The organism is Paraburkholderia sp. BL6665CI2N2 (genome assembly GCF_004366535.1).
Taxonomy (GTDB): domain Bacteria; phylum Pseudomonadota; class Gammaproteobacteria; order Burkholderiales; family Burkholderiaceae; genus Paraburkholderia.
Genome location: NZ_SORC01000001.1, coordinates 8,111,544 through 8,125,498, shown reverse-complemented (window position 1 = coordinate 8,125,498; position 13,955 = coordinate 8,111,544). Strand labels below are relative to the sequence as shown.

16 protein-coding genes are annotated in these 13,955 nt (G+C 63.0%); 12 read left to right on the top strand and 4 right to left on the bottom strand.

Annotated features, from left to right (window positions below):
• Positions 1–70: 70 nt before the first annotated feature.
• Positions 71–577 carry a hypothetical protein gene (locus B0G81_RS36460; RefSeq protein WP_134142425.1) on the top strand — a complete coding sequence of 169 codons (507 nt, stop codon included), beginning with the start codon at positions 71–73 and terminating at the stop codon, positions 575–577.
• Positions 578–589: 12 nt separating this feature from the next.
• On the opposite strand, the gene B0G81_RS36455 is transcribed toward B0G81_RS36460, so the two are convergent.
• On the bottom strand, positions 590–1,333 hold the full coding sequence (locus tag B0G81_RS36455; protein ID WP_134142423.1) for an SDR family oxidoreductase: 744 nt from the start codon (positions 1,331–1,333) through the stop codon (positions 590–592).
• A gap of 98 nt (positions 1,334–1,431) precedes the next feature.
• On the opposite strand from B0G81_RS36455, the gene B0G81_RS36450 reads away from it, so the two are divergent.
• The 6 genes from B0G81_RS36450 to B0G81_RS36425 all read left to right on the top strand — a co-directional run bounded on the left by B0G81_RS36450 (position 1,432) and on the right by B0G81_RS36425 (position 6,116).
• On the top strand, positions 1,432–2,343 hold the full coding sequence (locus tag B0G81_RS36450; RefSeq protein ID WP_134142421.1) for an AraC family transcriptional regulator: 912 nt from the start codon (positions 1,432–1,434) through the stop codon (positions 2,341–2,343).
• 187 nt (positions 2,344–2,530) lie between these two features.
• Positions 2,531–2,968 (top strand): hypothetical protein, encoded by a 438-nt coding sequence (locus B0G81_RS36445; protein WP_116141889.1) that lies wholly within the window; start codon positions 2,531–2,533, stop codon positions 2,966–2,968.
• 11 nt (positions 2,969–2,979) lie between these two features.
• On the top strand, positions 2,980–3,861 hold the full coding sequence (locus B0G81_RS36440; RefSeq protein WP_134142419.1) for an RNA polymerase sigma-70 factor: 882 nt from the start codon (positions 2,980–2,982) through the stop codon (positions 3,859–3,861).
• 185 nt (positions 3,862–4,046) lie between these two features.
• Positions 4,047–4,526, top strand: coding sequence for a carboxymuconolactone decarboxylase family protein (locus B0G81_RS36435; RefSeq protein ID WP_106285560.1), 480 nt, complete (start codon positions 4,047–4,049; stop codon positions 4,524–4,526).
• A 71-nt stretch (positions 4,527–4,597) separates the two neighbouring features.
• Positions 4,598–5,005 (top strand): cupin domain-containing protein, encoded by a 408-nt coding sequence (locus tag B0G81_RS36430; RefSeq protein ID WP_134142417.1) that lies wholly within the window; start codon positions 4,598–4,600, stop codon positions 5,003–5,005.
• Between the two features lie 100 nt (positions 5,006–5,105).
• On the top strand, positions 5,106–6,116 hold the full coding sequence (locus tag B0G81_RS36425) for a LysR family transcriptional regulator (protein ID WP_134142415.1): 1,011 nt from the start codon (positions 5,106–5,108) through the stop codon (positions 6,114–6,116).
• 202 nt (positions 6,117–6,318) lie between these two features.
• On the opposite strand, the gene B0G81_RS36420 is transcribed toward B0G81_RS36425, so the two are convergent.
• Both B0G81_RS36420 and B0G81_RS36415 read right to left on the bottom strand, forming a co-directional pair.
• Positions 6,319–7,794 (bottom strand): UdgX family uracil-DNA binding protein, encoded by a 1,476-nt coding sequence (locus B0G81_RS36420; protein ID WP_134142413.1) that lies wholly within the window; start codon positions 7,792–7,794, stop codon positions 6,319–6,321.
• A gap of 9 nt (positions 7,795–7,803) precedes the next feature.
• Positions 7,804–9,012: a putative DNA modification/repair radical SAM protein gene (locus tag B0G81_RS36415; protein ID WP_134142411.1), complete on the bottom strand. Its 1,209-nt coding sequence runs from the start codon at positions 9,010–9,012 to the stop codon at positions 7,804–7,806.
• Between the two features lie 325 nt (positions 9,013–9,337).
• Here B0G81_RS36415 and B0G81_RS36410 point away from each other — a divergent pair, with 325 nt between their 5' ends.
• The gene (locus tag B0G81_RS36410) at positions 9,338–9,943 is read left to right on the top strand and encodes a 2'-5' RNA ligase family protein (protein WP_134142409.1); all 606 of its coding nucleotides are present in this window, start codon (positions 9,338–9,340) and stop codon (positions 9,941–9,943) included.
• A 44-nt stretch (positions 9,944–9,987) separates the two neighbouring features.
• Here B0G81_RS36410 and B0G81_RS36405 read toward each other — a convergent pair whose 3' ends face one another.
• Positions 9,988–10,221 (bottom strand): hypothetical protein, encoded by a 234-nt coding sequence (locus B0G81_RS36405; RefSeq protein WP_134142407.1) that lies wholly within the window; start codon positions 10,219–10,221, stop codon positions 9,988–9,990.
• Between the two features lie 260 nt (positions 10,222–10,481).
• Here B0G81_RS36405 and B0G81_RS36400 point away from each other — a divergent pair, with 260 nt between their 5' ends.
• The 4 genes from B0G81_RS36400 (at position 10,482) to B0G81_RS36385 (ending at position 13,635) form a co-directional block, all read left to right on the top strand.
• The gene (locus B0G81_RS36400; RefSeq protein ID WP_106285565.1) at positions 10,482–10,883 is read left to right on the top strand and encodes a DnaJ family domain-containing protein; all 402 of its coding nucleotides are present in this window, start codon (positions 10,482–10,484) and stop codon (positions 10,881–10,883) included.
• Between the two features lie 59 nt (positions 10,884–10,942).
• On the top strand, positions 10,943–11,623 hold the full coding sequence (gene tadA / locus B0G81_RS36395) for a tRNA adenosine(34) deaminase TadA (protein ID WP_243856810.1): 681 nt from the start codon (positions 10,943–10,945) through the stop codon (positions 11,621–11,623).
• Positions 11,624–11,651: 28 nt separating this feature from the next.
• Positions 11,652–12,578 carry a muramoyltetrapeptide carboxypeptidase gene (ldcA, locus tag B0G81_RS36390; RefSeq protein ID WP_134142403.1) on the top strand — a complete coding sequence of 309 codons (927 nt, stop codon included), beginning with the start codon at positions 11,652–11,654 and terminating at the stop codon, positions 12,576–12,578.
• Positions 12,579–12,894: 316 nt separating this feature from the next.
• Positions 12,895–13,635: a GntR family transcriptional regulator gene (locus B0G81_RS36385; RefSeq protein WP_134142401.1), complete on the top strand. Its 741-nt coding sequence runs from the start codon at positions 12,895–12,897 to the stop codon at positions 13,633–13,635.
• The last annotated feature ends 320 nt before the right edge of the window (positions 13,636–13,955 follow it).

Here is a 13,955-nt window from a genome sequence, read left to right as displayed (position 1 = left end):
TTCAGTTCATGGAGTACGGACCGCGGGACTGCAGGGCGCTCAACAACGGACTATCAAGGAGTAAGAAGTCGTGCCGAAAGCTTCTGCATCAACCGCGTTTGGAATTTTCGAGCGCGTGGTCGTTAGCCTCTACGACGGCGGCGTTCTGTCGCCGGCGGTGCTGGAGCGCGTCATTGGCGCGTTCGCGCAAGCGGATGCCGACTGGCATGGCACCCCACGAGTCCGTTCCGTCGATGGCCGCTCGCTGCATGAAATCGTCGTACAGACGATGCTTCCGGGCGATGACCAGCAGCCGGCGTCGACGTCGTTTATGACGGTGGTCGAACACATCGCGGAAACCGCGCTTTCAGCTGGCGCTGCGAGTGAAACTGCCAGGGAAGCCAAACCGCGGCGCGCCAAAAGCAGAAAACCAGCCGACGCGAACGAAGAATCCGCTGCGGATGAACTGCTGGCGCAACTGTCCGGCAGTGCACCCTCGGCCAAGCGGCGTCGCTCGAACAAAGCCGATACGCCGGCCGGGTCGAGCACCTTCAATCCGTTTCTGAATGCGGCGCTACCGCGTACGAAGAAGTCGTGACAGCCGTCCCGCTCACTGTGAATTGGCCCACGCAATAGCGTCCTCACCGGCGGCGATGCGCAGCGGGGCCGATGGGTCGTTCGCCGCGCGCCACACGGCCTGCGCTACGTCGAGCGAGCGTGTGATCGCCGACTCCTGCTGCCATTGGGCGAAGACGCGCTGCGCCAGATCCGAATACGCTTCCGGAACGCCGGCCTGCATGCGGGACTGCGCGTTCTCGCCGAAGCGGGTTTCCGGCGCGCGTCCCGGCAGGACGAGGCGCACGCGTACATTGAACGGCTCCAGTTCCAGCGCCACGGATTCGCTGAACGCGTTGATCGCCGCCTTGCTGGCGGTGTACACGGACAGCAGATGGAGCGGCCTCAAGGTCACACTCGAAGTGACGTTGACGACGACGCCTCCTCTGCGTTCCCGAAACTGAGGCAGAACCGCCTGGGTCATCGCTATCGTGCCGAGCGTGTTTGTTTCGAAGACTTCACGAGCGATGTCCATCGAGGTGCCTTCGAGGGCGTTCAGCACGCCAATCCCCGCGTTGTTGACGAGCACGTCGAGCGGCCCGGCAGCCTCCACTGCATCACTGATGCTCACCGGATCCGTCGCATCGAGGGCAAGTACGTGCAGACGTTCGGAGCGCGGCAGAACATCCTCGCGCGGCGTGCGCATGGTGGCGATGACGCGCCAGTCACGATCGAGGAAATAGCGGGCGGTGTCGAGGCCGAATCCGGACGAGCATCCGGTGATCAGGACGGTTTTCATGGCGAGTCCAATAGACGGTGGCGGGATCCACACAATAAGTCGCCACCGCCGGACTTGCTACAATCGAGCGTCCGGTTTTCATTCGAAGGAGTCCGGTTATGGTGGACCCTCTTGCCGAGATCGTCACGCTGCTGCAGCCGCTCGCCACGTTCTCGAAGGTGGTCAGCGGCGCGGGTCGCTGGCGCGTTCGCCGCTCAGAAGCGGGGCAGCCGTTCTACTGCGTGATCCTCGCCGGTTCGTGCCGCCTCGCGGCGAATGGGCACGAGCCGATCATTCTTCAGGCAGATGATTTCGTTCTGATCCCCGAGGTATGCGGCTTTACGATGTCGAGTCTCGAGCCACCCGAACAGGAGGACGCCGACACTTCGCCCGTCGCGCTGCTCGACGGCGGATTCAGGCTCGGCGTCGAGAGCGACCCGGCTGACGTGCAGCTGCTTGTCGGCCACTGCGTGTTCGGTTCGCCGGACGCGGCCTTGCTGGTGTCACTTCTTCCTGACCTCGTGCATGTTCGCGGCGAGCCCAGGCTGGCCACCCTGGTGAAACTCGTGAGAGACGAATCTCGCGAGCAGCGTCCCGCGCGGGAGGTCGTGCTCGCGCGGCTGCTCGAGGTTCTTTTCATCGAAGCGCTCCGGTCGACGGGAACGGCAGCGTCGCCCGGCCTTGTGCGCGGACTCGCCGACGGACGTCTTGCGCTGGCCATACGTCAGATGCACGAAAGTCCCGGCAAGTCCTGGACGGTTGCGCAACTGGCGGACGCCGCCGCGCTGTCCCGCTCGGCATTTTTCGAACGCTTCAGCCGCGCAGTCGGCGTCGCGCCGATGGAATACCTGTTGTCCTGGCGCATGGCCTTGGCGAAGAACCTGTTGCGGCGGAATGGTAGCGGCGTCGCGAAAGTCGCTGAGCGCGTCGGCTACAGTTCGGCGAGTGCGTTCAGCGTCGCGTTCACTCGCCATGTCGGACTGCCGCCGACTCAGTACGCGCACGAGCAAAGCGACACGTCACGCCTGTGATGTGCGCCGGAATGGGGCCGAGTTGCCTGCATATTTTCAGGTAGTATTTGTTCGCGGTGAACTGCAACGTCGATTAGAACAAGTCATGCATTCGGCGCGAAACGCTCTTGCCAATCAGAGTTGTGCCAGCCGGCTTTGAGTGTCTCTCGCATTGCTGCAGAGCGAGGCCGCTCCAGGAGGATCTGCCATGAATACGAAGCAGGGTAAAAAAGTGCATCTCGATGCTGCCGCATCGCATCACGAGCAGGCGGCGCGCTTTCATCGCGAGGCATCGCAGTACTACGAGGCGGCCAAGAATTACGATCACGCCGCTCATCAGGCCGTACTGGCGCAAGGCCATGCACTGTATGCCATAGAGGAATCCAATCTCGCCGCCAGGCATTCAGGCGCTCCATTGCCGGCAGGGTCCGTCGATAGCGGCCTGACTGCCGCGCAACATCATGCAGCGGCGTCGGAACTTCATGGGCAGGCGGCTCAACATCTTCGGCGCGCGGCAAAAGTCTTTGATGAAGACCGCAGCGCAGTCGCCCATGAAACTCAGGTGGGATTCTCTCTGGCGTCACGGGCGCTCGCGCATGGCAACGAAGCCGCCAAACAATATGTCGCATCGCTGCGGGAAAAATAGGAAACCGGTGCATGGACGACAACGCACGTGCCTTTAACGGGCTGCGCCCGCGCTTGCAGAAGATTGCGTATCGAATGCTGGGGTCGGTTGCCGAGGCCGAAGATATCGTGCAGGACGTCTGGCTGCGTTGGCATGCAACAGCCCGTGAAGCCATCGACAACGCGGAGGCATGGCTGGTCGCGGTCACGACACGAATGTCCATCGACCGGCTGCGCGCGGCGAAGATTCAACGCGAACACTACACGGGCATCTGGTTGCCCGAACCGCTGATGAGCGATTTGCCGGCGACGCCGGAGGAGGCCACGGAGCGCGCCGACGACATCTCCGTGGCTTTTCTGGTGCTGCTAGAGCGGCTGACGCCTGAAGCCCGCGCGGCGTTCCTGCTGCGCGAGATATTCGACGCCGACTATGACGAGGTCGCCCAAGCCATAGGCAAGACAGAGGCGGCGTGCCGTCAGCTGGTAAGCCGGGCGAAAGCGCAACTGCGCGACGAACGTCCGCGCTACGAAGTACCGCGCGAAACGCATCTGCGCTTGCTGCGAACATTCGTGCAGGCGCTGCAGCGCGGCGACTTTCACGCGATCAACGCATTGCTGGCCGAAGACGCAAAGCTGATCGGCGACGGCGGCGGCAAAGTCCAGAGCTTCCCGAAGCCGATGGTGGGCGGCCAGCGCATTGCGCAGCTGTTCTACGCGTCGTCCCGGCGTTATGGCGACGGACTCAGCGTCAAGCTCGTGGTGCTCAACGGCCAATGGGCGATGCTGCGGTTTATCGAAGGCAAACTCGAATCGGCACAGTCGTTCGAAACCGACGGCGAACGCATCGTTCGTATTCATGTGCAGCGCAACCCTGACAAGCTCGCGCGCATCGCGGCAGCACACGCCAACGGCTGAACGCCGGTTTCTCCGCGGCGCGGGCGCGCGTCGACGACTCGATTGGTGCCGCGCGGACAACATGGTGAGCGCGTCTCCAGGCCTACCGTGACACGCCGCGTCCACCTACGATGACTTTGTGCGGCTCATTGCCGCTAACGCCACCCGCAAGGCAGGGTGGCCACTCATCGTCGCCAGGAGCAATCATGACGCAGCGTATCAACTATGTGCAGCAATCGCCGGAACTGTTCAAGAAGTTTTTCGAACTCAGCAATCTGCTGAAAGACAGCACGATCGAAGAATCGATCCGTGACCTGGTGTCGATCCGGGCGTCGCAACTCAATGGCTGTGGATTCTGTCTGGACATGCACGTGAAGGAAGCGCGCATGCACGGCGAGCGCGAGTTGCGCGTCCATCACCTCGCGACGTGGCGCGAGTCGACGCTTTTCGCGCCGCGCGAACGCGCCGCGCTGGCGTGGACGGAAGTGTTGACCCGGCTTCCCGAGCACGGCGTGCCCGACGAGCTCTACGAACGCGTGCGTGGCCAATTTTCCGAAAAGGAACTGTCGGACCTGACGTTCGAAGTGATGGCGATCAACGGATGGAACCGCGCGAACGTCGCGTTCAAGACGGTGCCGGGTTCGTCCGACAAGGCATTCGGTCTGGACAAGGCGAACCTCGTCTGAGCAGACGGGTTTCGCTTTTGTCCAGTTCAGGTCCGCGCGGGCGGGCCGCGTTATTCATGGACACACTTATCATGCTTCGTTTGAGAAATACGGCACTGGCCGCGCTCGTCGTCGTGAGCGCGTTGTGGAGCGTGGCGCGCGCCGAGGCGCCCGCCGCAGTCGTCACGCCGTTGATGACGCAGCCTCTTGACGATTATCCGGGCAAGGAAGCCTTGATGATCACGGTGGAGTATCCGCCGGGTGCGGCGGACCCAGTCCATCGGCATCATGCGCACGGTTTTATCTATGTGCTGGAAGGATCGATCGTGATGCAGGTCAAGGGCGGCAAGGAAGTCACGCTGACGCCCGGGCAGACCTTCTATGAAGGTCCAGGCGATGTTCACACGGTCGGACGCAACGCCAGCCAGACGAAGCCGGCCAGGTTCCTCGTGCTACTGCTGAAGGATAAGGGCGCACCGGTTCTCGTTCCGGAGAAATAGCCGCCTGTGCGCCGCATCCGGTTTCAAAAAAGGGCGGACCGTGTCACAAATGGCAGTGCTGATACGTCTAGTCGCTATGGACTTTACGAACCGCGCTTCCATGTCAGACGACCCTTCACGCCGCCGTATCGCCGGCGCCGCCGATCCGTTCGCAAGCAGTTTCGCGACCAGCTACGCCGGCGTCGTTTCTTTTCTCGCCGTTGCCAACGAAGGCAGCTTTGCCCGCGCGGGCGATCGCCTCGGCATCGGGCGTTCCTCCGTTAGCCGCAACGTGCAGAAACTCGAGGCCCAGCTCGACGCGCGCCTCTTTCTGCGCACCACGCGCAGCACGTCGTTGACGCGCGAGGGCGAACTGTTCTACGAGAACTGTCAGCCTGGCATCGAGCGCATCGCCCAGGCGCTGGAAGACATGCGGGAGCTGCGCAACGGGCCGCCGCGCGGCCATCTGCGCATCGTCTCTCCACCGGGCTTCGGCCGCAAGATCGTCGCGCCGTTGCTGCGGGGCTTTCATGCGCGCTATCCCGAGATCGCCCTCGAACTGCTGCTGAACGATCGACCCGCCGATTTCACGGCCGACCGTGTCGACGTGTCGTTTCACGACGGGCGTCTGGCAGACAGCGGAATCGTGGCGCGCCGGCTGATTCCGATGCAGATGCTCGTCTGCGCGTCGCCCGCTTATGCGCGAAGACACGGGCTGCCACGGCATGTCGATGAACTGGCGGAGCATCGTTGCATCAACTTCCTCGCCGCGTCCGGCCGCATCAGTGAATGGGAGTTCAAGGTGGCCGGTCTCCCGCAGCGCCACCAGCCCGTTGCGCAGCACACATTCAACGACCCCGATCTGATCGTGCAGTCGGTGCTGGACGGGCTGGGAATTGCGCAGTTGCCCGCCTATCAGGTGTGCGACCTGCTGGCCGAGGGGCAATTGCTCAGTTGTCTCGCGCAGCACGCGCCGGAAGACGGCGGCCATTACCTCTGCTATCTCAGCCGCAAGCAGCTTCCCGCACGGGTCCGCGTGTTCGTCGACTACATGACCGAGCACACGCGCGCGCTCGACCTCCAGTGCCTGACGTCGATGACGACGCGGTCCTCGTTATCGACGGTCGAGTGACGGCATCTGAGCGACCTTGCGTTGACTGAGGCTTTTCATGCAACACGGTGCATTCCGCTGCGGCTCTACTGCATGACGCGGTGCGTTCCTGCCATGTTTTGTGTACGCATGGCACGTGCGGGGTGGCGTAGCGTTGCGTGAGTTTTTGTTGTGAACTGATTGTCTAACAGCAGGGAAGAGGGCTCCGCCGCGTCATTCGTTTTTACTGCTGCTCTTTCGTTGTGGTCGGCGTGGCGGATTCAGCCAGCTCACGTGCTCGGATGAGCGCGTTGCTGATCTCGGCCAGTATTTTGTCGCGGTCCGCGTCGGTCTGCTGCCGTAACGCGAACGACGGATGATAGGTGGCGATGCCCCAGCCGCCGTCCACGTTGAATGGTGCATCGAGATAATCTTTCAGGCTGACCTTCACGCGCAGCAAGGCGGTCAGCGCCGTGGCGCCAAGCGTGACAATCACCGCCGGGCGCACCGCGTGCATCTCCCTCTCGAGCCAGTAAGAACACGCTTCGATCTCACGCTGTCCCGGCGTTTTGTGCAGCCTGCGCTTGCCGCGCGGTTCCCACTTGAAATGCTTCACCGCGTTGGTCAGATAGACCTGCTCGCGCGACAAGCCGGCGCGCGTGATCGCAGTCTCCAGCAATTGCCCCGCCGGCCCGACAAACGGCTGGCCGCTCAGATCTTCCTGGTCGCCGGGCTGCTCGCCGATCAGCATGATGCGCGCGTCGCCTGGCCCCGAACTTCCGACAGCTTGCGTCGCATTGCGCCACAGGTCGCAACGCCGGCAGGTATCGAGCGACGAGGGCTGGACGCGAATCGGTTGCGCCATGTCCGCTTCGATCGGAATGATTTTGCCGCCCAGCGCGCCGACGCCGCTCGCCTGCGCCACACGGCGCGCGCCGCTTTTCGCTTCGCTGATCATGGCCGGGATCAGATGACCTTCCGGCAAGCCTTTCCAGAAGCGTACCGGCATGTGCTGTTCAAGCGCTGCCTCGTTCAGCCGCGCCGGATTGAACGTGCTGCGGTAGTAGGCGAGCCATAGCGCCTCGGCTTCGTCGGCGGTATCGCAACGATGGTCACGGGGTAGGGCGCGGCGCTGCTTCAGATGCAATTGCTGACCGTCCCAGAAAGCCGCGCCGCGCGGCGTGGTGATCATCCAGGTCGCGCGCCCCATGCGTTGCGCAAAATGTTCCGCGGCCCACGGCAACACATCATGCTCGGGTTCGTACCAGGCGATGTATTCGGGCGTCTGCACCGCCGACATTGACGCCGACGCCTGCTTGCGAAACCGCACGTAGGCAATCATGTCGTGCTTGGCGCGCCGCACGCTTTTGGCCATGCGATAAAGGCGTGCGCCGTCCGCGTCCGCCGGCGAGGCGGCCGCGCGGTCGCCGTGATGCCAGCGCCACAGGACCTTGTACAGAAACGCCCAACGCTGTAATTCGCGGCACAGGGCGGCGTCTTGCAAGAGCGCCGCTAGCTCCTTCGAAACATGCACGGCGGTGGATCGAGCCTCTGCTTCCTCTGACGTCGTGCCATAGTCGAACAGCGCCTGCTCCTGCGATAACTCAGGTTCCTGCTTGATGCGCCATTCGATCGTCTCCGGCGCGAGGCCTTCAGCTAAAGCGCCGAGCGATGCGGCGCGCCAGGCGACGAAATGGTCTTCGATAACAATGGCACGCATTGCGACGCTTCACAACAACGCCAGTTGCACCGGCGGCGCCAACACCCGGCGCAAGCGGGCCGACGACGTGTCATGCAGCGCCGCGCGATAGTCTTGCGTCACGACAAATGGCTTGATCTTTTCCAGCGGACAACGCAGCCGCACGAGGTCCTCGTAGCGCACCCGGCGCGAACGCCGTAACTCCACCAAACGTTTTGCGTTGCGCATGCCGATGCCCGGCACGCGCGCAATCATGCGCAGCGGCGCGCGGTTCAGGTCGACCGGAAACTGCTCGCGATGCGCTAACGCCCACGCGAGCTTCGGATCGATGTCGAGCGACAGGTTGCCGGGCTGTTCGAACAGTTCGTCCGCACTGAAGCCGTAGCCGCGCATCAGGAAATCCGCCTGATACAGCCGGTGTTCGCGTAACAACGGCGGCGCCTGAGCCGGCAAGGCAGAGGGACTGTCGGGAATCGGGCTGAAGGCGGAGTAGTAGACGCGCTTGAGCTTGTATGACCCGTAGAGCGTCGCGGCGGTCTGCAAGATCGTGCTGTCGTTCGTCTGATCCGCGCCGACGATCATCTGCGTGCTTTGGCCCGCGGGCGTGAACTTCGGCGCTCTGGCGTCGCCATGCGCTTCTTCCTGCGCAAGGCGGATCGAGCCCATGGCGAGCTTGATGGTGCGCACGTTCTTTTCGGGCGCGAGCAGCGCGAGGCTGCTGTCCGTAGGCAGTTCGATGTTCACGCTCAAACGGTCGGCATAACGCCCGGCTTGCGCAATCAACTGCGGATCGGCGTCGGGAATCGTCTTCAGATGAAGATAGCCGCGAAACTGATGATCCTCACGCAACGACTGGGCGACGCGCACGAGCTGTTCCATCGTGTAGTTCGACGACTGAATGATTCCGGAACTCAGAAACAATCCGTCGATGTAATTGCGCCGATAAAAATCCAGCGTCAGGTCGACAACTTCCTCGGGCGTGAAGCGCGCGCGGGGCACGTTGCTCGAGCGCCGGTTGACGCAGTACTGACAGTCATACAAACAGAAATTGGTGAGCAGGATTTTCAGCAGCGAGACGCAGCGCCCGTCTGGCGTGAAACTGTGGCAGATGCCCGCGCCGGTGCTTGCGCCGAGGCCTGCAATGCCGCGCGAGCCGCGTTTGGGCGCGCCGCTGCTTGCGCATGACGCGTCGTACTTCGCGGCGTCGGCCAATACTTCCAGCTTTTTGAGCAGTTCCACGTTGCCACCAATACTGTATGGATGTACAGTATTGTACGTGGGGAGGCGGTGACTGCAAGCGGTTTTTTATCGGAAACGGGCGTTGGCTTCGGTGCGTATCCGGCGAACAAGCGGGCCGAAAGCGCTACAAGGGAAACGGCTGTGGGCGGAATTGTGCTGCCTTTGCCTGCAACGGGGAGCTATCTCAAGAGTAACGACCGGGTTTGATAAAGGCGATCGCGAAACTCGCACAGTCGAGCGGTCAGGATAGAGCAGCTATCGCGGGTCAGCCCGCACAATGAACGGAGATTCATCGACATGCCGGCTTTATCCGGTCAGGAACGCCATGCCTGAACAACTTTGGCTGCCTGGGCTCGAGGCGCCGCCAACGCCGACGGACGGCCTGTTCTTCGCCGTCTTTCCCGATGCCGCCACAGCGGCCGGCATCTCGAAGCTCGCGCAACAGCTTTGCGGGGAGACGCGCGCGCGGAGCAAGCCGCTTGCGGCGGGTCGTCTGCATGTCACTTTGCATCACCTGGGAAATTTCGCCGGTGGTTTGCCGCAAAAGCGAGTCGATGCGGCGATGCAGGCGGCTGCGTCGATCAGAATGGAGCCGTTTAGCGTCGAATTCGACACGGCGGTCAGCTTTGCCTTGAAGCTACGACCGGGCCCGCTGGTGTTGGGCGGAGGCGAAGGCGTCGCCGGCTTGCACGTACTGCACGACGCCTTGGGTCGTGCGTTGCAGAGCGCCGGTTTGGGTGAGCACGCGGTCTCGTCCGCGGCGCAGTACACACCGCACGTCACGCTGGCGTATGGAATGCCATGGGCCGCGGCACGCTCCGTCGAGCCGGTCTGCTGGAACGTGCGTGAGTTTGCGTTGATGCACAGTTTGCTTGGGCGTACGCGGCATGTCGCGTTGGCGCGCTGGACTTTGACCGGCGCCGAATCCTAGCGCGCGTCGCCCTGGGTGACGGCGGTGTATCGAAGGACGCTGTGCTAGAACCGCATGCCGGTTGCGCAACCGCCGGCGAAACCGGCACCGCTTCCGCCCGCGCCACCGCAGAACACGCCGCAACCGGAGAGCGCGAACGCCATGGTGACGCCGGCCAGCGTCGCGCGCAGCCACGGTTTTCGAATGCGCTTGCCTGGATTGATGAGATCCGCGGCCGGCTGCGGACTGATGCGGGCATGGAGAGCGATGGAGGTGTGACTGCGGCTTGAAGTGATCATTCGGGGTTTCATGGCGTGGATGACTGTGGGAGCGGTGAGGGAAGGCGTGCAGAGCGCCGTCTGCTGAAAGTGTTTTGTCAGATTTGGCCGTGGAAAATGGGGCGGTAAGTGCCGCGGTAACGAATCGCCGAGGCTAGCGCACGACTGTGTGCCCTCAAATACGCGGAATCTGAAAACGTAGGAGGTTTCGTCGGTTCGAGAAGCGGAACGATCGTGCGCGCCCTGATAGAATGCTTGGGCCGCAACGTAGTGGATTGCAGATGAAATTGCTTGATGCGTTAGTCGAACAGCGTATTGCCGCCGCCGCCGCGCGAGGCGAATTCGATGAGTTACCGGGCGCCGGCGCGCCGCTGTCGCTGGACGACGATACTTTGGTCCCCGAAGAAGTGCGCGTCGCCAACCGGATTTTGAAGAACGCGGGCTTTGTGCCGCCCGCTATCGAGCAGTTGCGCGCGTTGCGCGACCTGCAAGCGGAGTTGAATGCCGTGAGCGACCGGGCTACCCGTTGCCGTCTCCAGGCGCGCATGCTCGCGCTCGATATGGCACTTGAATCGTTGCGTGGCGGCCCGCTGGTTTTGCCGCGCGAATACTGCCGGCGCATCGCCGAGCGGCTATCCGAGCGCGCAGGCAACCTCGATACGGCAGACGCGGGTTCGCAGTGAGCGCGCCGCTTGCCCAGTCCGCCGCGCCGGATTCAGACTCTGTCGAGTCTCACGGAGCGCTGAATGTGCCGGGTTCCGAACGCTCGGTGAGCGATGTCGCTGAATCGGCAGCGACCGATTCGGGCGCTGCCGCCGCCTCGGCGGGTTCAGAGACAGCCGTTGGCGAACCGCCCACATGTTCCACTGTCCCCGAAGTCACGGAGCGCGATCGCCGTTTCATGGCGCTGGCGCAAGCCGCCGCCGAAAAAGCGCGCGCCGCCGGTGAAGTGCCCGTCGGCGCAGTCCTCGTGCGAGGCGACGAAGTCATTGGCACAGGTTTCAATCATCCGATCGGTGGGCACGACCCGTCCGCGCATGCGGAAATGGCCGCTTTGCGCGCCGCGGCGCAAGCCGTGGAGAATTATCGTTTGCCGGGCTGCGAACTCTACGTCACGCTGGAGCCGTGCCTGATGTGCGCGGGCGCGATCATGCATGCGCGCATCGCGCGAGTCGTATTCGGGGCCCGCGATCCGAAAACGGGGGCGTGCGGCAGCGTCGTCAATGCGTTCGCGAATCCTCAGTTGAATCATCACACCACGGTGATCGGCGGCGTGCTCGAGAACGAATGCGGGGCCGCGCTCAAGTCGTTCTTTGCCGAGCGGCGGCGCGCGAGCCGCGAAGCGCGTGCGGCGGCACGGGCCGACGCGGCTGGCGCAGCCAGCGCACCGGGCATCGCACCGGGGCCGGCCCGGTCGCTCTAAAACTACAACGTCCAGCAAGGTCCTGCCAATGACCGTCCATCGCACTATCGAACTGATCGCGCCGTCCGGGTATCCGCACGACCCCGAGGTGCTGCATCGCGCGTTGGCGCGCTTCCATGCGCAGGGGCATCACGTCGAGGGCGTGGAAGCGACGAAGCGTCGCTTCCAGCGCTTTGCCGGCACCGATGGCGAGCGCGCGGCCGAGCTGAACCGCCTCGCCGATCCTTCGCGTAAGTTGCCGGACATCGTGCTGGCCGTGCGCGGCGGCTACGGCGCGGTGCGCATCCTGCACGGCCTCGACTACGAAGGCTTGCAACGGCGGCTCACCGATCAGCCGATCGCGCTGGTCGGACACAGCGATTTCACCGCGATCCAGCTTGCGCTGCTGGCGCGCGCCGGCGTGAAGAGCTTCGGCGGCCCGATGGTGATGAGCGACTTCGGCGCGGAGGAATTGAGCGAGTTCACCATGCAGCGCTTCTGGTCGGCGGTGACGAAGCCGACCATGGCGATCTCGAACAACACGCCGCAAGCGCAGCCGGTCGACGTCTCTGGCATGTTGTGGGGCGGCAATCTGGCGGTTCTGGCGTCGCTGATCGGCACGCCGTACATGCCGCCGGTGCAGGGCGGCATCCTCTTTATCGAGGACGTCAACGAGCAGCCGTTCCGGGTCGAGCGGATGATCTACCAGTTGCACCTGTCCGGCATTCTTGCGCAGCAACAGGCGCTCGTGCTGGGCGATTTCTCCGGCGCCAAGCCCTACGAATACGACAACGGCTACGATCTGCACGCAATGATCGAGCAGGTGAGATCGGTGATCGGCATTCCGGTCGTCACCGGCTTGCAATTCGGGCATGTCCGCAACATGGTGACGCTACCTGTGGGCGCGGACGCGCATCTCGTCGCGAATGCGCACGGCTTTAAACTTAGTGTGTCGGGCTATCCATACCTCACCTGAGTTAGACGGAGGAGGGAAGCGGGCGATTGTCCGCTTTCTTTTTAAGTCGGTTAACGCAACTAACGGTCGATTTCTATGGCCTGCCACCGGCAGAACAGCCCCCGCAAGGTCCTCCAATTTTGTTGACAAAACAAGCCACCAATGAACGATCTCAACCAAGCCTAATTAAACCTGTACTGAGATGCCACCGGATACGCAGGCCGGGCCGACCGTCCGTCAGCTCAATCTCGCCACCAAGATTGTCAAAATTCAAGACAAAAATTGTTGACAATTTTTATGTCCATCCTATGATGACCAACATACCGAGACGAACATCATGTCCGACACAGACTCCGCTGCCGCGAATAGTTTGAAACCCGAAGCGATCACCGAGCGCATCCGCGCCGCGATCCTCGAGCATCGGCTCGCACCTGGCGCCAAGTTGACAGAAGCACAGTTATGCGAAGTATTCGGTGTGAAGCGCGGTCCGATCCGGCAGGCGCTGGCACAGTTGGCAACCGACCACCTCGTCGATCTCGAACCGAATCGCGGGGCGTTCGTGGCAAGTCCGTCGCTGCAGGAAGTCCACGAAGTGTTCGAGATGCGCCGCATCATCGAGCTGGCGGTGGTCGAAAAGATCTGCAGCGGCCACGGCATGCGGCGTTTGAAGAGCATCGGCAGCATGATCGGCCGGGAACGCAAAGCGTTCGAAACACGTGATTTTCCGGCGTGGATTCGCCTGTCGGGCGAGTTTCACACCGAGTTGGCCGGACTCACCGGCAACGCTGTGTTGTGCGACTGCCTGAACGGTCTGGTGGCGCGCTCCACACTGATTTCCGCGCTGTACGAGTCGCTCGGACGCAGCCCATGCTCGTTCGAGGACCACGAAGCCATTCTCGCCGCACTCGACGCCGGCGATGCAAAAGAGGCGGCGGCCTTAATGTCGCGCCATCTGCAAAGCGTCGAGTTGAAGATGCTGGACCGCCCCGCACGTGGCGCGGCCGATCTGCATGAAGTGTTCGGCGCCCTCAACGGCGCAGCCAGAGATTCATCGAAGACCAGGTCCGCGCCAGGCTGAGGCAGGCGGCCGGCGTGCGCCCGTTCCCGGTGCGCGCCGCACTGAATTGAACTGAACGAACAAGCGTTGCAAGGCGGCTCGGCGTGAGCGCTGCCGGCTTGTGCACGCGTGTCCGCCGCCGGGCGACGGACTTCGGGTAGTAACGCATCGGCGGACTTCGCGGTTGCCGGCGGTGCGACAACCACAAGTACTTCAAGTACGGAGACATCCGCGGCACGGCCGGGACAGACGCGTCATGACCCCTCCATTCATGCGGACGAGGAGGGCGCGACTGGCATGGCCGATGCAATGTCCTTCGATTCGCTATCGACGGTCCCTAT

Coding starts and splice junctions, on each gene's coding strand:
- B0G81_RS36420 (WP_134142413.1), bottom strand. CDS start 7,794: ATGCGTGCCATTGTTATCGAAGACCATTTCGTCGCCTGGCGCGCCGCA.
- B0G81_RS36425 (WP_134142415.1), top strand. CDS start 5,106: ATGTCAGACGACCCTTCACGCCGCCGTATCGCCGGCGCCGCCGATCCG.
- B0G81_RS36410 (WP_134142409.1), top strand. CDS start 9,338: ATGCCTGAACAACTTTGGCTGCCTGGGCTCGAGGCGCCGCCAACGCCG.
- ldcA (WP_134142403.1), top strand. CDS start 11,652: ATGACCGTCCATCGCACTATCGAACTGATCGCGCCGTCCGGGTATCCG.
- B0G81_RS36450 (WP_134142421.1), top strand. CDS start 1,432: ATGGTGGACCCTCTTGCCGAGATCGTCACGCTGCTGCAGCCGCTCGCC.
- B0G81_RS36405 (WP_134142407.1), bottom strand. CDS start 10,221: ATGATCACTTCAAGCCGCAGTCACACCTCCATCGCTCTCCATGCCCGC.
- B0G81_RS36445 (WP_116141889.1), top strand. CDS start 2,531: ATGAATACGAAGCAGGGTAAAAAAGTGCATCTCGATGCTGCCGCATCG.
- B0G81_RS36435 (WP_106285560.1), top strand. CDS start 4,047: ATGACGCAGCGTATCAACTATGTGCAGCAATCGCCGGAACTGTTCAAG.
- B0G81_RS36430 (WP_134142417.1), top strand. CDS start 4,598: ATGCTTCGTTTGAGAAATACGGCACTGGCCGCGCTCGTCGTCGTGAGC.
- B0G81_RS36455 (WP_134142423.1), bottom strand. CDS start 1,333: ATGAAAACCGTCCTGATCACCGGATGCTCGTCCGGATTCGGCCTCGAC.
- B0G81_RS36385 (WP_134142401.1), top strand. CDS start 12,895: ATGTCCGACACAGACTCCGCTGCCGCGAATAGTTTGAAACCCGAAGCG.
- B0G81_RS36440 (WP_134142419.1), top strand. CDS start 2,980: ATGGACGACAACGCACGTGCCTTTAACGGGCTGCGCCCGCGCTTGCAG.
- B0G81_RS36400 (WP_106285565.1), top strand. CDS start 10,482: ATGAAATTGCTTGATGCGTTAGTCGAACAGCGTATTGCCGCCGCCGCC.